At 35.7% G+C, this 19,441-nt stretch carries 20 protein-coding genes; 7 read left to right on the top strand and 13 right to left on the bottom strand.

Annotation, left to right across the window (positions count from 1 at the left end; all coding sequences use genetic code 11):
* Nucleotides 1-88 precede the first annotated feature (88 nt).
* Nucleotides 89-1,336, bottom strand: a complete 1,248-nt coding sequence (locus KG732_RS09995) for an NAD(P)/FAD-dependent oxidoreductase (protein WP_213523126.1) — start codon at nucleotides 1,334-1,336, stop codon at nucleotides 89-91.
* Between the two features lie 199 nt (nucleotides 1,337-1,535).
* Between KG732_RS09995 and KG732_RS09990 the strand changes: the two genes are divergently transcribed.
* On the top strand, nucleotides 1,536-1,829 hold the full coding sequence (locus tag KG732_RS09990; protein WP_213523124.1) for a DUF3817 domain-containing protein: 294 nt from the start codon (nucleotides 1,536-1,538) through the stop codon (nucleotides 1,827-1,829).
* On the opposite strand, the gene KG732_RS09985 is transcribed toward KG732_RS09990, so the two are convergent.
* Complete coding sequence (locus KG732_RS09985) at nucleotides 1,826-2,233, bottom strand: hotdog domain-containing protein (protein ID WP_213523122.1); 408 nt, start codon at nucleotides 2,231-2,233, stop codon at nucleotides 1,826-1,828. The two genes, KG732_RS09990 and KG732_RS09985, sit on opposite strands and share 4 nt — an antisense overlap.
* A 59-nt stretch (nucleotides 2,234-2,292) precedes the next feature.
* Here KG732_RS09985 and KG732_RS09980 point away from each other — a divergent pair, with 59 nt between their 5' ends.
* The 4 genes from KG732_RS09980 to KG732_RS09965 all read left to right on the top strand — a co-directional run bounded on the left by KG732_RS09980 (nucleotide 2,293) and on the right by KG732_RS09965 (nucleotide 5,473).
* A complete protein-coding gene (locus KG732_RS09980) occupies nucleotides 2,293-3,108 on the top strand; it encodes an RNA methyltransferase (protein ID WP_213523120.1) in 816 nt (271 codons plus the stop codon).
* Nucleotides 3,109-3,128: 20 nt separating this feature from the next.
* On the top strand, nucleotides 3,129-4,373 hold the full coding sequence (locus tag KG732_RS09975) for a M48 family metallopeptidase (RefSeq protein ID WP_213523118.1): 1,245 nt from the start codon (nucleotides 3,129-3,131) through the stop codon (nucleotides 4,371-4,373).
* 115 nt (nucleotides 4,374-4,488) lie between these two features.
* The gene (locus tag KG732_RS09970) at nucleotides 4,489-4,707 is read left to right on the top strand and encodes a hypothetical protein (RefSeq protein WP_213523116.1); all 219 of its coding nucleotides are present in this window, start codon (nucleotides 4,489-4,491) and stop codon (nucleotides 4,705-4,707) included.
* Nucleotides 4,708-5,125: 418 nt separating this feature from the next.
* Entirely contained in the window at nucleotides 5,126-5,473 is a 348-nt protein-coding gene (locus tag KG732_RS09965; protein WP_213523114.1) for a DoxX family protein, read from the top strand.
* A gap of 111 nt (nucleotides 5,474-5,584) precedes the next feature.
* Here the strand turns inward: KG732_RS09965 and KG732_RS09960 are convergent, their stop codons facing one another.
* The 3 genes from KG732_RS09960 to KG732_RS09950 form a co-directional block, all read right to left on the bottom strand.
* Nucleotides 5,585-5,962, bottom strand: a complete 378-nt coding sequence (locus KG732_RS09960; RefSeq protein ID WP_213523113.1) for a DoxX family protein — start codon at nucleotides 5,960-5,962, stop codon at nucleotides 5,585-5,587.
* A gap of 173 nt (nucleotides 5,963-6,135) precedes the next feature.
* The gene (locus tag KG732_RS09955) at nucleotides 6,136-7,581 is read right to left on the bottom strand and encodes an aminotransferase class V-fold PLP-dependent enzyme (protein WP_213523111.1); all 1,446 of its coding nucleotides are present in this window, start codon (nucleotides 7,579-7,581) and stop codon (nucleotides 6,136-6,138) included.
* Nucleotides 7,582-7,992: 411 nt separating this feature from the next.
* Nucleotides 7,993-8,754: a DUF481 domain-containing protein gene (locus KG732_RS09950; protein WP_213523104.1), complete on the bottom strand. Its 762-nt coding sequence runs from the start codon at nucleotides 8,752-8,754 to the stop codon at nucleotides 7,993-7,995.
* A 425-nt stretch (nucleotides 8,755-9,179) separates the two neighbouring features.
* Here KG732_RS09950 and KG732_RS09945 point away from each other — a divergent pair, with 425 nt between their 5' ends.
* Nucleotides 9,180-10,421, top strand: a complete 1,242-nt coding sequence (locus tag KG732_RS09945) for a GAF domain-containing sensor histidine kinase (RefSeq protein WP_213523102.1) — start codon at nucleotides 9,180-9,182, stop codon at nucleotides 10,419-10,421.
* Between the two features lie 511 nt (nucleotides 10,422-10,932).
* On the opposite strand, the gene KG732_RS09940 is transcribed toward KG732_RS09945, so the two are convergent.
* The 6 genes from KG732_RS09940 to KG732_RS09915 all read right to left on the bottom strand — a co-directional run bounded on the left by KG732_RS09940 (nucleotide 10,933) and on the right by KG732_RS09915 (nucleotide 17,385).
* Entirely contained in the window at nucleotides 10,933-12,483 is a 1,551-nt protein-coding gene (locus tag KG732_RS09940) for an SDR family oxidoreductase (RefSeq protein ID WP_213523100.1), read from the bottom strand.
* Nucleotides 12,484-12,702: 219 nt separating this feature from the next.
* Entirely contained in the window at nucleotides 12,703-13,623 is a 921-nt protein-coding gene (locus KG732_RS09935) for an EamA family transporter (RefSeq protein WP_213523098.1), read from the bottom strand.
* Between the two features lie 123 nt (nucleotides 13,624-13,746).
* A complete protein-coding gene (locus KG732_RS09930) occupies nucleotides 13,747-13,941 on the bottom strand; it encodes a cold-shock protein (RefSeq protein ID WP_015363839.1) in 195 nt (64 codons plus the stop codon).
* A gap of 342 nt (nucleotides 13,942-14,283) precedes the next feature.
* Entirely contained in the window at nucleotides 14,284-14,739 is a 456-nt protein-coding gene (locus KG732_RS09925) for a KTSC domain-containing protein (protein ID WP_213523096.1), read from the bottom strand.
* Between the two features lie 475 nt (nucleotides 14,740-15,214).
* Nucleotides 15,215-16,204, bottom strand: a complete 990-nt coding sequence (gene lpxD / locus KG732_RS09920) for a UDP-3-O-(3-hydroxymyristoyl)glucosamine N-acyltransferase (protein WP_213523094.1) — start codon at nucleotides 16,202-16,204, stop codon at nucleotides 15,215-15,217.
* 122 nt (nucleotides 16,205-16,326) lie between these two features.
* Complete coding sequence (locus KG732_RS09915) at nucleotides 16,327-17,385, bottom strand: NAD(P)-dependent alcohol dehydrogenase (protein WP_213523092.1); 1,059 nt, start codon at nucleotides 17,383-17,385, stop codon at nucleotides 16,327-16,329.
* A 197-nt stretch (nucleotides 17,386-17,582) separates the two neighbouring features.
* Here KG732_RS09915 and KG732_RS09910 point away from each other — a divergent pair, with 197 nt between their 5' ends.
* The gene (locus KG732_RS09910; protein WP_213523090.1) at nucleotides 17,583-18,038 is read left to right on the top strand and encodes a tRNA (cytidine(34)-2'-O)-methyltransferase; all 456 of its coding nucleotides are present in this window, start codon (nucleotides 17,583-17,585) and stop codon (nucleotides 18,036-18,038) included.
* A 77-nt stretch (nucleotides 18,039-18,115) separates the two neighbouring features.
* Here KG732_RS09910 and KG732_RS09905 read toward each other — a convergent pair whose 3' ends face one another.
* The gene (locus KG732_RS09905) at nucleotides 18,116-18,526 is read right to left on the bottom strand and encodes a TerB family tellurite resistance protein (RefSeq protein ID WP_213523088.1); all 411 of its coding nucleotides are present in this window, start codon (nucleotides 18,524-18,526) and stop codon (nucleotides 18,116-18,118) included.
* 342 nt (nucleotides 18,527-18,868) lie between these two features.
* Entirely contained in the window at nucleotides 18,869-19,432 is a 564-nt protein-coding gene (locus KG732_RS09900; RefSeq protein WP_213523087.1) for a chalcone isomerase family protein, read from the bottom strand.
* Between the last annotated feature and the right edge of the window lie 9 nt (nucleotides 19,433-19,441).

Genomic DNA, 19,441 nt, shown 5'->3' with positions numbered 1-19,441 from the left:
AAGCACTATTGTTTTATTAAAAGTTAAAATCTTACGGTTGTAGCCTCAATTATTTTCTAGAAAAGAACTTAAGGGAAACGTTGTTTCATTACAGTAATACCGAGCTTTCTATTTTACTTATCACGGCCTGTGCAGCTGCTTTACCATTTAACATTGCTGCATTAAGAGAGGCATTACTTAAATGGTCTCCCGCTAGAAATAGATGTTCTGTCAACTGTGTTTCTGAAGGAGTCATGCAATAATTTAAAGAATGTAATTGAGGCAATGCCTTTTTAATATGAAATAGTTGAATGAATTCTGAAGCTTTGATTCCAGTTTCTTCTCTCAATTCCTTGATTACCCGTTCTACGAGTTGTTGATCCGTAAATTGATGCTTTTTAATAACAGATACACTGATTACAATCCTATGATTTTCAAAAACATCTTGTAAAAAGTGAAAATTATTGATCACTACCTCTTCATTAGTTACTAAACCTATGATAGCCTCGTCAAAACCAGTATGATCTGTTTCAAAATAAAGAACTGTTACGTGATGCCATGGCATCATTTCATCAGGAAGATTAGGGACAATGTCCCCAGCTGGAGCCGCGACAATCGTGTAATCTGACAAAAACTTCTCTCCATTTTCTAAAGTGATCTCATTTCCTAAGACCGCACTTATTTTTTGATTTAATTGAATAGAGCCAGCTGTTAACTTTGAAGCCAGCTGCTCTGGAATTGCTTTCATGCCACCTGCGGGTATTGCTGCACTACCTTCAGTAAACATTTTAAAAACAAATTCAAACATTCGGCTGCTAGTGGCAAGTTCTGTTTCTAAAAATATACCTGCGTAAAAAGGTGTAAAAAAACTAGAAATCATTTGGTGAGAAAATCCAAATTCCTGCAAATAGGTTAATGTACTTTTTTCTGGAGAAGCAAATACTTGTTGAAGTGATTTTTGTTTTAGCTTTCGCGAAAGCGAGAAAACCAACCACTTATCTTTTAAAGAACCAACTCCCGCAAATAAAGTGCTCCAAAAAAAGCTGTAATCTCTAGAAGGGTCTCCAAGCCGATACGTCCTTCTACCATTGAAAATAAGAGAACCCGGAACAAATTTGCGCAATTTTAAAGCCTCTATATCAAGAAATTCTTGTACTGCGGGATAAGCGTCCAGCATCACTTGAAAACCCTGATCCAGTATCAATCCGTTTTTGATAAGGCTATTCACACGTCCACCTATAAAGGAGTTGGCATCGTATAAGGTAGACTTATAGCCGGCGTTTTGCAAAGTTAATGCTGCAGTTAAGCCGCTAACTCCGGCGCCTATAATAGTAATTTTGGGTTGGCTTTTTTCCATAGTGTAAAAATAAGCCAGTGCAGTAGAATTTAAAGACTTTACAACCTCATTAACCAATTATTTTATAACATAAATGTGATGGACGTGGCGTTGAACCGCTAGCCCCATTCAATAATTATTATTTCATTAGGAATTAAATATGGTTGGCTTAATAATTCTAACTTACCTTTGAAATTTACATTTTAATAAAGTGACACAGATGTTTAAATTTTTCAAATTCTTAGCATTAATAGAAGGCTATTCCTTTCTATGTATACTGTTCTTAACCATGCCACTTAAGTATTTAGGGGGTGTGATTTTACCTAATAAAATTATGGGGATGGCTCATGGAATTCTTTTTTTAAGTTATGTGGTCATTGCCATCGTACTCAGCCAGCTGCAGCGATGGAACATCAAAAAACTACTAATAGTTCTCGCCATGTCCGTAGTTCCTTTTGGGACCTTCTGGATGGAAGGTGTTTACTTAAAAGAAGACCTAAAAGAACGTTCTTAATTTACATCAACCCCTCTATCTTTCATGCGGTTATGCTGGTATTCTACTTCAGTTTTACCATGTGCTGCTGGTTTTCCATCTTCGCCTAGATTTACTAGAATGATACTCTCGATGGTTATAATGATGGCATAAGTCATTTTATTGCGTACTACGCATCTTAAATCTATTGAACTTGTGCCAAATTTATTCACCTCTATCCCTATTTCTACAATATCACCTGGCTTGGCACTAGCTATAAAATTGATTTCACTCATGTATTTAGTAACTACTTTTTGGTTCTCTAACTGAATTATCGTGTAGAGTGCTGCTTCTTCATCGATCCATTCCAGTAATCTTCCACCGAATAGTGTTCCGTTTGGATTTAAGTCTTCTGGTTTAATCCATTTTCTCGTGTGAAAATTCATATGCTATAGTTTATAATCAAAGATACATGCGATCTGCCTGAAAAACCTATTTTTGCTAGATGAAACATATTTCTAGTCTTAATAACGACCTTATTCGTCATGTAGAACAATTGCAGCGTAAAAGCAAAGCTCGTAAAAACGAAGGTGTTTTTATTATTGAAGGACAACGCGAAGTAGTTATGGCATCTCGTGGAGGTTTTATAATGGATCACTTATTGATTTGTGGACCAATTTTGCTCGATAAAGAAGAATTTACACCCCAAGAAGTGTATTCCTTTTTACAAATAGATCAACATCCTGAAATCATTTCCGTTACACAACAGGTTTATGAAAAGATGGCTTACCGTAGTGGAACTGAAGGATGTATCGCTTTCGCGAAAGCGAAATCACAACAATTAGCAGATCTCCAATTATCTGAAAATCCATTAATACTTATCGCCGAGTCTACTGAAAAACCAGGGAATGTGGGAGCTTTATTAAGAACTGCCGATGCCGCAAAGGTAGATGCAGTTATTATTGCTAATCCAACAGCAGATTTATATAACCCTAATGTTATACGTTCGAGTGTGGGCTGTGTTTTTACAGTAGCCACAGCTGTAGGCAGTACAAAAGAGGTAATCGAGTTCTTGAAAAAAAACTCAATTGATCTTTATGCAGCAACTTTGCAATGCAGTGAACGCTACGACCTCAAGGACTATACAAGCCCTTGTGCTATAGCGGTAGGAACCGAATCCACCGGCTTATCTGAAGAGATTAGAGGTGCTGCCCGAGCAAATATCATCATTCCCATGTCCGGCGAAATAGATTCCATGAACGTATCGGTAAGCGCTGCCATCCTTATTTTTGAAGCAAGAAGACAACGCAATTTTATTTAAAATCATCCACCACCACCCTTATGAATGCCACTAGCATATTTTACCTCATTATCGGAATACTCGTTGTTGATTTTTTATTGGAACGCTTTTTAGGTTTACTCAATTACACTTGGTATTCAAAGGCCATCCCAAAAGAATTATCAGATGTGTATGAACCCAAAGAATATAAAAAATCTCAAGAATATAAAAAGACTAATTTCAGATTTTCATTGATTTCAAGTACGTTGTCATTTCTAGTAATTATATTGTTTTTACATTTCAAAGGCTTTGCTCTGGTGGATCAAATTGCGCGCGGTTTTGCGACCGACCAAATTCTGGTAGCTTTATTGTTTTTTGGCATTATTATGCTAGCTAGTGAGCTTGCCTCACTGCCTTTTTCTATCTATTCTACTTTTGTTATTGAAGAGCAGTTTGGGTTTAATACAACCACTCTAAAAACATTTATTTTAGATAAAATAAAATCTTATATCTTAACTGCTCTATTGGGCGGTGGAATCCTTTCTTTGATAATTTTATGCTATAACTGGGCTGGAGCTCATTTTTGGTGGTATGTATGGGTGTTGATATTGATGACTTCCTTGTTTATGAATATGTTTTACGCCAAATTATTTGTACCTATTTTCAATAAACAGACTCCATTAGAAGAAGGAGATTTAAAAAATAAAATTAGTGAATATGCCGCAAGCGTTGGATTTCATATAAATAAGGTCTTTGTAATCGACGGGAGTAAAAGATCTACAAAAGCAAATGCTTATTTCAGTGGTTTCGGTAGTGAAAAAAGAATCACCTTATACGACACTTTGATAGAACAATTAACTGAGGAAGAGATCGTTGCTGTGCTGGCTCATGAAGTAGGTCATTATAAAAGAAACCATATTATTTACAATTTGATACTAGGCACTCTAACAACTGGCTTTACACTTTGGCTATTTTCCTTAGTTGTAAACAACAGCCTTTTATCTCAAGCTTTAGGAGTTAGCATTCCTTCTTTTCATATAGGACTGGTTGCTTTTGGTTTGCTTTACGCTCCTATTTCTAGGCTTACAGGTATTGTCATGAATCTATTATCAAGAAAATTTGAATACCAAGCCGATTATTACGCAAAGGCGACCTATAAAAAAGAACCACTGATCAGTGGCTTAAAAGCTCTTTCCAAAACTAGTTTGAGCAATCTCACGCCACATCCAGCCTACATCTGGTTTCATTATTCGCATCCTAGTTTACAGCAACGCATTACCGCTATGAATAGCACTACGGTGTATTAAAATCAAAAGCTAATAGTAGTGGTATGAAAAGTATTTTAAAAAGAAAGCGATAAGGAATTTATAATCACATCAACGCAATACCTTATTCGCAATACACAATGAAAAAATTAAGACAATGAAGCTAAAAACAAAAATAATTTTTGCCTTCGTCGCATGTATGAGTTTAGGATTAGCGCCTTTCCGTCCCGAACCTCATATATGGGGAAAGTTAAAATGGCTTGCTGGTGGTGCAAAAGGAATGGGATTTATGGATTATTGGGATACCTTTCTTCACGGTATGCCCTGGCTCTTTCTCCTTTACTTTTTGACCGTCGCTTTATGGAGAAAAAAGTAATCATATAAAAAATGGAGAGGTTTAGTCATTCGTTTTACTAAGTCAGATCAAGCTTGAGGTAGTAAACATGAAGGAAGTAGAACAGAGCTAAAGTTTTAAAATTCATCCCGTAAGCCTAGATGCTGGAATTTTAGAAAGATTGCAAGATCAATAACTAAAGAGTTCGTCTACATCTAAATGTTAAAAGGTCCCTATAACTTTACTAATTAGGAGTTATCAGATGAAGAGCTATTAAGTTATATTTAAGATATAATAGTTGTTTTTGTTAGGAATATAGATCACAAGGCAAGGGAATACCAATAAAAAAAAGAGTCTATCCTTTTTACCGCAGCATATCGTTAGGATTAAAACAGCTCTTCTTTATAATTTCAACATTTAATTAACGTATCCGATTTGGGATTTACTGTACTTTGGCAAGATGAAAACTTTTGACCTCCTCCTCTATTTCACGATAGTTTCTTTCTTGTTTTTCGGAATGAATTGCATATTTAACCCACGCATGAGGTTGGAATTCAACAGGTACGGCTTGAACACTTTACAACGCTTACTCACTGGTATCCTTCAAATAACAGGAGCAATAGGATTGATTTGTGGGATCTTTAATACAAAAGTAGGAATAGCGGCTTCTGCAGGTTTGTGCTTGTTGATGTTTTTTGGATTAATTGTGAGGATAAAAATTAAAGATGGTATTTATAAGTCATCTCCTGCACTAGCTTTTATGGTTATCAGTGGCATCATTTGTTATCGTTTTATAAAAATACTTTAGGTAGTACCTATAGTAATCCTACTATTGAGATAATTAAATAAATCAAAACACTGCGTTTTCTTTATTGTAGGAACATTGAGTTCTTCTTAAGAATAACAATTACCAATACCCTTACTGACCTATAAAAAGAGTACTAATAGAAAGCACCAAAAACAACGCTGCTGGAAATGACTTTTTAATTGGGTCTTTAATTTTAAAATGCATAAAAATTGCTCCAGCCATAAGGGTAGCGATACCCACTGCACCTATGTACTCTATTGCTGGAAATCCTATAGAACTTATTAGTAATAGTGCAAAAATACTTTTTAGAGTCCCGACTATAATCATCACATTTTTTGAAAGACCATAAGCAGCAAACTCTTCTTCCATACTACTTGCAGAAGCTCCTCGCCACGGGGTGTTTTTATTTCTATTTAGTAACCACACCTTAAGAATACTTAATCCTACACCTAATTTGATAAGGATTTCTATAATTTCGATAAATTCCATAATTCTAGTTTTAGGTAAGATAAATATTAATACCTATTAAGAAATAAAAACGGCCTAAATAATTGTTTTTTTAACAATTTCGATAAAATATATGCTGCGGGACAGGCTGCCGTTGGATAATAATACTGGTTTTCTTAAAGGTGAAAAATCATCAACTGCGGCGACTTGTGTCCTTATGAAAGCGTTTGCTCTTCTAGAATCTGCTGAGCAAAATATTCACAGCTTTCAAAGGTCTCCTTAATATGTTGTATGGTAGTTCGTGGATTGATCAAACACATGCGCAAAACCACTTGTCCTGTTAAAACTGTGGTCACAAGTAATGCTTCTTTTGAAGCTATAACTCTTTTAGATAGTTCCTGATTTAGGGCATCTAAATCTTTGTCTTTCAAATTTAAATGAATAGGGTTATATCTAAAATTAATAATAGCAAGAGTTGCAGGTGATACTACTTGCCATAAAGAACTTTTTCTCAAAATACCTTCTACATCTTCAGCTATAGCAATATTATAGGTTACTGCTTTTTTAAAAGCCTGCAAGCCAAAGGTTTTTAAAGACATATAAAACTTTAACGCACGGAATCTTCTAGTGAGTTGAATTCCATGATCATAGAAATTAATCTCTGAAGTATTGCCTTCAATATCTCTTAAATATTCCGGTTTTTCTACAAAAGTATCGTGTAACCACTTGCTCTTACGCACTAATAAACAGCCCATTTCATAAGGTTGAAACAGCCATTTGTGGGGATCTATGGTTAGTGAATCTGCTTTTTCAATACCTTTTAAAGCCTTACTCCCTTTTAGAGATAATATGGCTGCTCCTCCATAAGCACCATCGATATGAAACCATAGCTTTTCATTTTTACAAATAGCTGCAATTTGATCTAAAGGATCTACCGTACCTGTGTTAGTTGTCCCCGCAGATGCAATGATACAAAATGGTTGCAAATTGGTTAGTCGGTCTTTTGAAATAGCATTTTTCAATTTATTAATAGCCATTTTAAATTCGCCGTCAGTTGGTATAATGCGTATTTGTTCCTTTTTAAATCCTATGACGCGTATGGCTTTTACATTAGAAGAATGCGCCTGATCGGACATATATATCACGGCCTTAGAAAAATCATCACCACACATTTGTCTTCTTGCTGTTACCAATGCCGTAAGATTAGCCATAGATCCTCCACTTGTAAAAATACCTCCGCCCTTTTTTTCTGGAAACTTGAATAATTTTAATAACCAGTTCATCGTAACGATCTCCAACTCTGCCGCTGCTGGAGATGCAGCCCAACCTCCAGAAAAGATATTGAAACCTGTCGCGAGCGTATCTGCCATCACGCTGATATAATTACTAGGTCCTGGAACAAATGAATACGATTTAGGATGTGACACGATGTTACTATGAGGCAACACCTGCTGTGTAACAAAGTCCAACACCTCTCTTGGATTTGATGGAAATTCAGGAACTGTTTCCTGAAACAAATCGTCCATTTCCTTTCTACTCCCAGAAGCTACTGGACTCTTAACATTTTGAGTGGTAAAATGTTCTACAATAGTATCTATTACCTGATAACCATAGGCCTTCATCTCCTCTTTACTCAATTCTAATTTATGCGACTGATCCATGGATAACAATGACTTTAATAGCAGACAAAACTACGCTTAATCCCTCTTAAACCTACACTAAAAATTTGATAATGATGTAATCATACGCTTTCTCAACACATAGCAAAATCAACATACGTAATATCATTTCTACCGCGAAATCCTTAGAATATCACTATGCTTATTTGACTTCTGTTAGGAAATCTGTTATGCTAAACTTACCTCCACGTGTCTTTTTAGAGAAGGACTTCTCTAAAAAGGGAAAAGTCGGACTCATAGGCCTTATAATGAAACATATTACTGCTATTGATAAGGTGAGATCCAAGTGTATAAAAATCCTCCATTACACGGATTCCAAAACTTAATACAGTTGGCGTCAAAAGCTATGGATACTGTTCCAAAATCATCAATAACACCAACTTAACGAACTGTTTAATAAGTTTTTACTGTAAAACCAAAAGTCAAGAAATTATCTTCTTGTTGTTGATTTTCTATCACTATATTTTCAAAGCTGTGAATATAATTCACCTTAAAGTTTAAAAACTTCCAAAGTGGAAACTCTAAACTTACATCTGCTTGCCAGCGAAAATTATTACTTTGCTCCAGAGAAGGTTGAAAATAAAGTTCGTGATTCACAATGACTTTCTTTTTAAAGAGTACATACTTGCCATTTACCCAGACCGTAGCTCTAAAAGTATCTATCGACCTGGCTCCATTATACTCTGATATATTAAAATTGGTTGTGTTAAAATTTGTCTGCTCATACTCGCTAGAGATAGCCATTTTAAGCCAGTTGTTATTTTTATGAAGAAGTTGAAAAGTAACTCCCGCTCCAACCAAGTAACGCAAGTCAATTTCCCTTCTGAAATTAGTACTTACAAAACCTAATACTAACGGGTATATCCTTCGCTCGGGATTTAAATATAAAAAATTGAGACTTAAAATATCTTCATCTGCTTTTTCTTTCCCAAACTCTTGATAAACATAAGAATTCTGAGTTTTAAACACCCATTTCTTTAATGTTCTAAAACTAAAATCTGATTTGGCTCTAAATATTAAAGTTTCTACATTTCCACCTTGATAAAACCCAGTTAAGGAAAGAGTTGCTTTTAATTTAAGTGTATCACTTTCGTTAATTTGAGCTGAAAGAAAAAAAGGTAGCACTAAAAGACCATACAAAAGCTTTCTTTTCATATTACAATGCAGATTCTCTTTAAAAAAAAGCGAAATATACTTATTTAACAATTATTGTTTAATCATTTTAAAAAAAAATCCTGTTACCTAACAGGCCACCTAATTATACATGCTTCCATTACCTAAAAACCCCCTTAGATTACTAGCTACAACTTTCTGACTCCGAACAATCTTTATACCGAGTATAAAGCACACAGATTGCTGCATGACACCACCCAAAACAGGTTCAAAAATACCGCTCATGATACTAATAAATTTAATTAAATGGCTGGTGCAACATAAGTTTTTAAGGAACATAGAATTACAAGTGTCTTGTCAAATTTCATAAGTAACAGGTTGTATCTTTACATAATAGCTGAAACAGTCCCAATTAAAACCAAACAATATATTGTTTCTTCACTTTATAAAGAATAACCAACTGATAAATGATTACACCACCTATTCTAGATAATGAACTCCAAAGGCAAGCAGCTGTTGAAAAATACAAATTGCTTGACACCATGCCAGAAGAGAGTTATGACAGCATCACCTTTATCATTTCAACCATTTGTGACGCTCCTATTTCTTTAATCACACTTGTGGATAAAAATAGAATATTTTTAAAATCAAGGAATGGAATAGATCTATCAGAATCTCCAAGAGACACTTCTTTTTGTGGTCATGCCATTGCCGGAAATGATGATGTTATGATTGTTCCCGACGCCAGAAAGGATGAACGTTTTAAAGGAAACCCAATTGTAGATAATTTTAAAGCCATCTTCTATGCCGGTGCACCACTAATTGATAAGAATGGTTATAAATTGGGTACTTTGTGTGTTTACGATCACCGACCTAAAACCCTAACTAAAAACCAAATAAATGCTCTTAAAGCCATGGCAAAACAAGTGATGTCCCTTTTTGAAGAGCGATTTAAAACTTTTGAATTACAACAACTAAAAGCACAAGTTGATCTGCGCAATCAAGAACTTAAAGATTTTGCCGGGATTGTGTCGCACGACCTAAAAGCCCCTTTATCCAATATCATAATGATTTCAGAGTTATTGCGAAAAGGAGAAAAAAACCTGTCGCAACAATCAAATGAATATTTAGGCTACCTAAAAGAGAGCTCTAATAGCATGAGTAGGTACATTGATGGGATGTTACAATTTTACCGCAGTGAAGAATTGGTTAGTGAAGATTATGATGAAGTAAGTTATGTAGACCTTATGGAAGAAGTGATCGCTCTGACTGTATTGAATGAGAGTGTACAAGTGCGATATGTACCTGAAAAAGACACTACTTTAATAACCAACCACATAGCCTTAAAACAAATTCTTGTCAATTTGATTTCTAATGCCATAAAGTACAGTGATAAAAAACACACAAAAATCGATGTGCAACTGATCAAACATCAAGTAGAGTACGAATTAAGTGTTCGAGATAATGGAAGTGGAATCCCTCCAGAAAAAATTAACTCGGTATTTAAGTTGTTCTACGTAGGAGCAAAACAAGACAGAAATGGTAAACAAGGAACTGGAATAGGACTTGCTACGGTATCTAGACTATTAGAACACATGAATGGAAGTATAACGGTCGACTCCAAATTAGGAAAATGGACAGAATTTAAGATACACCTTCCTATAAAAGGCACAACAAACTTTCCTGCTTTTAAAACACCTGAAAATTAAAAAAGTTTAGCGCTACTACTTTAGAAGCATCCCTTCTGTATTTGACTACCTTATTCCTGAATTTTTGATTGAACTGTACATCAAAAATTAACGTTTTGTGGCATGCATCATATAATTTGCTTTTGCTTTTTTGATACTTGAAATTCTCTTTAGATAACTTAAGAAATTTCTTTATTTTTTTTTAGAATTTTATGTTCCTCCCTAAAATCAAGCAGTATAAAAATCTGCACGGTACGTTATTCCGCCATTTTTTAAATAAACTTCCCGTATCCGTGTATATCTAGCTCAAAATCTGGATCACTATCGGCAGGGTAGTTACATGTAAAAACGTCAAGAACAACTTGTAAAACTTGAAGAATTGATTGATGTTGACTGCTAGCAAATGCCGTGAAAGAAAAGAATACATAAAAAGCAAGCTATCTGTATCAGAATCTTATTTGGGATATGAGAACGAATTAAAGGTGTACGCTTTATTTAATCTTAATACTATATTTAGACAGGTAAATACTCATTACCAGCTAATAGGCCTATAATCTTTTAAAAATTTACCACACCAATGCTTACCCGTGTTGATGCCATCAAATAAAGGATCCATTACTCTAGCCGCACCATCTACAATATCTAAAGGAGGCTGAAAATCGTGTACTTCTTGTTTTTGTTTAGAAAGTTGCGCTGGATCTTCATCAGTAACCCAACCCGTATCTACCGCATTCATGTAAATTCCATGTTTAGCGAGCGTTCCTGCTGCGGTATGTGTTAACATATTTAAGGCTGCTTTTGCCATATTGGTATGTGGATGGCGGTCTTCTTTATGGAAGGTATGGAACTTTCCTTCCATAGCGCTTACATTAATAATGTGTTTCTGTCCGGTAACCTCTTTTTTCATAATTTCAGATAGCCGATTACACAATACAAAGGGAGCTACAGCGTTCACCAACTGTACCTCTATCATTTCTGTGGTTTCAATCTCACCTAATGTTAATCGCCAACTGTTTGTCATCCTAAGATCTACTTGCTGTAAATCGGCATCGAGTTTTCCTTCGGGAAAAACTTCTTGTGTTACCAATGCCTTATCAAAGCTATAAGGGATTTGAGAAAGCTTTGCACTAGCGCGCAACCCTATTCCTGGCTCTGGACCATGCCAAGTAACTGGCATATTTTTGCTAGATGAAGCACCTGGCGTTAATTGTTGGAGTTCTTGAAGGCAGGTGTAATGATCTGTTAATGTTTCTTGTGCAAAAGCTGGTAGCTTTTCAAAGCTCAATTCTTCATTAGGCATCAAATGAGCGTAAAATCCTGAAGGCCTTCTAACGGTTTGAGCCGCATTATTGATCAAAATGTCAAGGCGTTCATACTTTTGTTCTATATAGTTACAAAATATTTCCACACTGGGAATATGTCTTAAATCCAAACCATGAATGTGTAATCGGTGTCCCCAATCTTTAAAATCCTCCTCTTGAGAGAAGCGCAAGGCGCTGTCATGAGGAAAACGCGTCGTTGCAATCACAGTAGCACCACCTCTTAATAACATCAGAGTAATGTGATATCCTATTTTTAAACGTGAGCCAGTAATCACCGCTACTTGATTGTTAACATTGGCAGTTTGAAAACGTTTGGCGTAATTAAAATCACCACAATCTGCACACATTTGATCGTAAAAGTGATGCAGCTTTGTAAACAGAGTTTTACATACATAACAATTACGAGCTGAAGAAAGGTCGCCTAAATCCTTTTGCGACAGGTCAGCTGCGGCGAGTAATTTGGGAGCTCTAAAAATGGAATCCTCTCGGGCACTTCTTATTCCTGTTTCCTTACGAGCGTGTTTATCACGTTCTTTTTGCTTTCTTATAGCTGCTTTTTGTGCATCCTTCTTGGAACGTTTATATTCTTCCCGTGTTGGTCTTGAAATTTTTCCAGCAGCCTTTATTAAAGCAACGCGCTGCCCTTCAGATAGCTCAAAAATTTGTTTGGGGTCTTCTATGAATTTGTTAAGTGTCCGGATACAGGCCTCTAGTTCTTCTGAAGATGACTTTTCAAAATCCATCTTATTAAGCTCACTCATAGTTAGTTTTTAAAGACACAAATTTAACGGTAAAAGCATGATTTACACAGGATTTTTTTAATTAGTGTAGGCGTATTTGTATTTCTTTTCTAAGGAGAATAGGTCTGCTTTCGCTTTCGCGAAAGCGAAATTAACAATAGACACCCTACAAGACTTCGGACCTGTATTAATTTGTTTTTAAAAGATGTGCGAGGTCGATTAAAGATCATTAAATTAAGGCTATCTACTTTTGGGAAATGGCTTGATTTCATTTTTATCGCGTTGTCGACTATTAATAAAATAGACCCCCGTTAACATAACCGCTGCAGCAATAATGGATTGAGTAGTTATTCTCTCTTCCAAAAAATACCAACCCAAAAGCATGGCAATTACCGGGTTTACGTAGGAAGAAGTCGCCACTTTTTCTGTGGACATATTCTTTAATAGAAAATTGAAAGACGTGAACGCTGCTATACTGCCAAACAAAATCAAACAGGTCAGTGATATATACGCTGAAGAACTCCAATTTAAAGGAGATGCCCAGACTTCGTTAAAGGCAAAACTTGCAAAACCAAGAATAATGCCGGCGGCTAACATTTGATAGCCCGTAGAAACAAAGAAATTTTGAGGTAGGTCAGCCTTTGCCACAAATAAACTTGCTATGCTCCAACTTAGAATACAAGTAAGGATCATTATAATGCCAGTTAAAGCGCCTTCTTTCGTAGTAATTTCATTTTGACTGACCAGAATACACATACCTGATAATCCTAACAACACCCCTATTACAGACTTAGGCTGCAAAGATTTACGTTGTACCGTTCTCATTAATACCAGTATAAACAATGGTTGTAAAGCGGCTAATAAAGCTGCAAAACTAGTATCTACATATTTTAAAGCCCAAACAAAAACACCATTGCCGTAGGCAAGAAATAAAAAACCTGCTAAAACAGAATTACCAAGCTGCTTTTTAGTGATGCGCAAACTAAAACCAAAAGTCTTAGCTATAATAAATATTAAGGTACCTGCAGAAGTAAAGCGAATACTAGCAAGCAAGAATGGAGGTAACTCACTTACCGCCATCTTGTTCCATAAATAAGTGGAGCCCCAAAATACATAAATGGAAAAAAAGGCTAATACAATGAGCAACGTACTTCTATTCATAAGTACAAATCTAGTAGAATAAAGAATTTGAAAAGAGCTATTCTTATAAATAAAACTTATTCCTGGACATAAAAAAAGCCCGGCTAATTTAGACGGGCTCTGTAAGAAATTTAAAGAATCGAATTAATCGATTACTCTAACATTAACGGCATTTAAACCTTTTTTTCCTTCTTTAAGTTCAAATTCAACTTTGTCACCTTCACGGATCTCGTCGATTAAACCTGTTACGTGTGCAAAATGTTCCTGACCTGATCCTTCTTCTGTGATAAATCCAAATCCTTTTGCGTCATTGAAAAATTTTACTGTACCTGTACTCATTTGTAATAATTTAAATTAATAATACTTCTTATTTAGTTTGAAAAGCTCCTCTACAAGAGTATTCACCATAGAAAAACTCGATATAACTAGAAAAATGATAAAAAATAAATAAGAAATCCTACTAAATTTTATGATCATATGCTCCAATCATATAGCAAAAGTAATCATTTTATTTCAAGTACAAATAAAATACACCTAAAATCATCTATATATTATTGAAATACTTATAGTTAGTGCAACCAATTGTGATGCAATTTTTTAGACTGACGCTACAAAAGGCTTTTACCCTATCTTGACCTAAATAATACGTATTGCTTATTTAGGCTTAAAGGATCTATATGCCTATGCTTCTTGTAAGTCCAAATCCTTTTTTGATTTCCGGTATAAGAAGTTGTTAAAGATATTTCGCTTTGCAAATCTATAACGATTATCTGCGTTGATCAATTTCTTATACATTTTTACATCCACTCCAAAATACTCATAAGTTGTGCCGTCAGTAAAAACTATTTCTAATACTCGACCTTTATGATCAAAGTCTTGGATTCCTGTATTGGTAATAGTTGCTGTATACTCAGCGATATTTGCTTGTTTCGTTTCTGGAGCAATACTTACTAGAAAGTGGTAACCATCTATAATTTCACGGCTCATTACCTCGGCTTCATCCCTCTTTTCATCCCCATCTTGGAATTTATCTGGATGCCACTCTTTTACTAAATTGCGATACGTTTTCTTTAACTCTTTAAGATCGATGTCTTTATCTACGTTAAACATCTTTTTGTACTGATTGATACGCTTCATGTGCTCCTCTTTTTAAGGCGGCGCAAAAATACATTATTTATAAAGGAAGAAATGTTAAAATACGAAGAGCAATTATCATTTTTTTTAAAGGGCTAAAACAATGATTAATGATTTAAGTTACAAAAAAACACCACTATCGATTGGCACGAAAGTGATAAGCAAAGAAAAATTTGTAAAAACCTATACCTGTTCTGACCTCTAATTGAATAAAAACCTGCAGGCAACATAAATCCTCAGGCGAGGGGTACCTAATCAGTTTAGTCTTGCCTCTATAAAAAGGGTGGTAATGCGGCGCATCAAAAGCATCATAAAATTGTAAGTAGGAAATGTCCTACAAATTACTGATAAGCGCTCTAAATTCATACGCGCATTTTAAATGACGGCACAATTAATCTATAAACTGAGGATGATTTTGGTGGAACTTGTAACACTACTATTAATTACGCATGCGATAGAATAAACAACTGTTAGCGCACTATTTAGCTAATCTACGTAAAGCCACCCATTGCTTGAGCATATCTCTTGAGTCGGTCGCAGGATAGCCCAATACCGTCTGACCTGCCTTTACATCATTTATAACACCACTTCCTGCGCCTACTGTTGCTCCAGAACCAATAGTGGTGTGATCCTTTATACTGGCACTACCTCCTATAATTACTCCATCTCCTAAGGTTACAGACCCCGCCAGACCACTATGACCTGCCATAATACAAGACCTTCCCATAATACAATTGTGTGCGATCTGCACCAAGTTATCTATTTTACAACCATCTCCTATTATGGTAGAATTAAATTTAGCACGATCTACGCAGGAGTTGGCTCCTATTTCAACACCATTACCTATGACCACATTTCCTATATGTGGTATTTTAACCAGACCTCGACCATCATCAGCTGGTCGATATCCGAAACCGTCTGCGCCAATACTTACATTATTATGAAAAATACACTGTGCGCCTATTTGAGAGCGTTCTCTTATAACTGTTCCAGACCAAGCAATAGTATTAGCTCCTATAGTAGTATCATCAAACACGCTAACATTGTGGTATAACGTAACTCCATTACCTAAAACGACATTTTTACCGATGTAACAATGTGCTCCAATCTGAACACCTTCACCTATACGAGCTGTTTCATGAATAACCGCCGTTGGGTGGATGGCCTGATCAAAAATAGGAGTGGGAGGTTGAAAAGCTTCTAAAAGCTTAGCCATAGCAAGATCTGCGTTTTTTACTTTTACAAAAGCCCGATTACTGCCCGGATCTAAAACGATATTATCATTAATGATTGCTACTGACGCCTTGGAGTCAAACCAAAATTTAGCATACTTATTATTGCCTATAAATGTTAAATCGCCAAGAGAGGCGTTTCTTATTTCTTCTACTCCTGTAATGCGTTGTGTTGTATTTCCGATCAATTCTCCTTGAAGAATGTCGTTGATTTGTTGTACCGTAAAAGAATGCATAAATAAGGGTGTTGTTAAGTTGTAAAACTACTATATCCTGAGTTAAAATAAAACAGTAGTCTCCAAAACCTAAAAAAAAGGCCGTTTTATAAACAGCCTTTATAACACAGAAAAAAGAATTGTTAGTTTTTTAATGACTTCATATCTATTACAAAACGGTAGTTGACATCGTTTTCTTGCACTCTTTTATACGCCTGATTGATCTCCTCTATTGAGATCATTTCTACGTCACAAACAATGTTGTTATCCCCACAAAAATCAAGCATTTGTTGTGTTTCTTTAATTCCGCCTATTAAGGAACCTGCCACTCTTTTTCTTCCAAGAATCAAGCTACCACCGTGCATAGGCTCTAAAGGCTCAATAGCTCCTACCATACACATAGTAGCATCGCGTTTTAATAAATTTAAATACGGATTGATATCGTGCTTTACCGGAACCGTATTCAAGATAAAATCAAAAGAAGCGTGATGCTCTTTCATTTCCTGTGCGTTATTTGAAATAAGCACACCACTTGCTCCAAGTCTTTTTGCATCACCAGCTTTACTCGGAGAAGTAGTAATCATTATAGTTTCTGCACCCATTGCAGCAGCAAACTTAATACCCATATGTCCTAATCCTCCCAAACCTACGACTCCAACTTTATCACCTTTTTTAACCTTCCAATGGTTTAAAGGAGAGAACGTAGTAATTCCAGCACATAATAGAGGAGCAGCAGCCTTTAGGTCCAAGTTTTCAGGTATGGTTAAAACAAATTCTTCTCTTACCGTAATGCTGGTAGAATAACCTCCAAAAGTATGATCGCTTTCGGCTCCACCTATACGATCTTTTCCATTATATGTTCCAGTCATTCCGTTTTCGCAAAATTGCTCTAAATCGTCTTGACAAGCGCTGCAGGTTTGACAGGAGTCTACCATACAGCCCACTCCTACAAGATCTCCTTTTTTATAAGTAGCAACCTTATTTCCAACTTCTAACACTCTCCCTACAATCTCATGTCCTGGAACAATAGGGTATTTTGCATTCCCCCAATCGTTATTTTTCGCATGTATATCACTGTGACACACACCACAATAGAGTATATCAATAGAAACATCATTGTCATTTAGATCGCGACGTGTGATTGTCATTTCTTTTAAATCTGCATCTTTATTAATAGCGCCGTAAGCTTTTATCTGTTGCATTATTTTATTTTTAAGTTGTTGGTACCTGTTGTCAGGACTATTTTTTTATAAAAGTACTCATCAATACAGGTTATTGAGGTTAATGAGGAGTTAAAGCAGCTCGGTGACTACTATTTTTTTGGATAATTGTTCCGCTTTCGCGAAAGCGGGGATTATAAGAGCCTCTTTCCTCCTATATTTGTCTTTTAAAAAAATACATGTCGTTGCATATTGTTCTTATCGAACCAGAAATTCATACCAATACAGGAAACATAGGTCGGTTGAGTCTGGCCACCGCGTCCCAGTTACACTTAGTAAAACCATTCGGATTTGAATTAACTGATAAGCGTTTAAAAAGAGCCGGTTTAGATTATTGGCAGCATATCGAACTTACTATTTATGAAGATACCGAGGATTTTTTTGAGAAGAACAAGAATAGAAAAATGGTGTTTTTGAGCAGCTATGGTACTAAAGACTACACAGAAATTCCTTATCAAAAAGACGTTATGTTGGTTTTCGGAAAAGAGTCTAAAGGCCTTCCTAGCACTATCACAGAACGATTTAAAAATGATTTATACAAAATACCTCAATACAGCGAGCACCTACGCAGTATCAATTTAGCTAATGCTGTTGCCGTCGTCACATATGAAGGCTTGCGTCAGTTGCGCTCCTAAAACAAAACCCTTAAAGGACTAGTTGAGTCATGCAATGAATCTTATTTCTCTTAGTTGATGGAAATAATAGCCCCCAATTAATTACTGTTTCGCGTGTGTATTTGCATCAATTCTGACACTGGTATTTCTCCATGCGGGTATTTTATCATGCTTTGAAGTAATGTGTCAACTGTAGTCTTTCTAAAGCCGTACTGCAAGGCTACTTCGTGTAAGAGCTGTAATTCTTGTTCATCTACATGACCGTCTATGTGCATCATCAACATCATTCTATGAAAATGTATAATGCGCTTGTTGTAATCCTTAGGAGTAGATATGGATAACTCTTCCGGATGTGTCAACAAATAGTTGATCTCTTCATCACTCAATTCCATTCGTTTCCCAACAGATGTGACAAAGGCTATTTCTTCCTTTTGCAAACGATTATCGACGAATGCCATTAGGATCAACTCACTAATGATATGTTTCTTCTCTTCGGTTGTATACGTCATCCTAATTTTAATAGTGAGTAAAAATACATATTTATCAGGGGGAACTTCAACACCTTCTCTACATTTAGGAGCCGAAAACAATATTGATAAGATTGAGATTGTTTAATAATCCACTAAGGTACTTTGCCATAAATTTTCTCCTCTCTTGTATAGCTTTCTACATGAGGTTTTAGAATTTCTATTTCATCACTAACAGTTTTTCATGTAGCGATGGCTACTTGACAATTTGCTTTCGCAAAAGCAAAAAACAGTATCACTAAGGTAATTACCTAATTCATTAGGTTCCAAAAATAGGAAGCCCATGAAAGATACATGGGCTTTATAGGGTAGTACATAAAAGAATTATCCGTTGAGCATTCCCTCTTTAAGATCTTCATCCACAGGATCATTTCCTAACCATATCCCAAACAATCCTTTTTTAAATTGAAGCCCCTTTATCGTACCTATATACTTAGCATTTTTAGATACTAAGGTACCTTTTCCAGGAATGTAAGCGATTTCAAAATGATCCCCTTTCACAATAGGTTGGCTAAAGAAACCTATAAATTCATTGATTTCAGATTGTATAGCCTTGCGCTCCTTAGAAGTACAACTATCACCAAAGCCATCTTCTACAGAAGTCTTCATTTTTTCTTGAGTGACTACTTCATCAGTAATGTCTAAAGTGATGGCCATAGCTTTGTCTGCTTTAACAAGCGCATTACCATCTCTAGACTTGGTATTTACATAAAGAGCTCCAACGTACAGATTATACCAGAGTTTCTCTCTTAAACCAGCTCCATTCAAATCTAGTTCTTGTCCGGCAACAGTAATATTCTTTTCTACAGTTACCCCTTCAATTGTTTTTTGACCAGTTGCAGTATAAGTACCTAAAAGTGCTATAGCCGCTAAAAGTAATTTTTTCATTTTTTTAAA

The organism is Nonlabens sp. (genome assembly GCF_018401815.1).
GTDB lineage: Bacteria > Bacteroidota > Bacteroidia > Flavobacteriales > Flavobacteriaceae > Nonlabens.
Note: the sequence above shows the minus strand (reverse complement) of the source record. Positions and strands in the feature narration are given on the sequence as shown.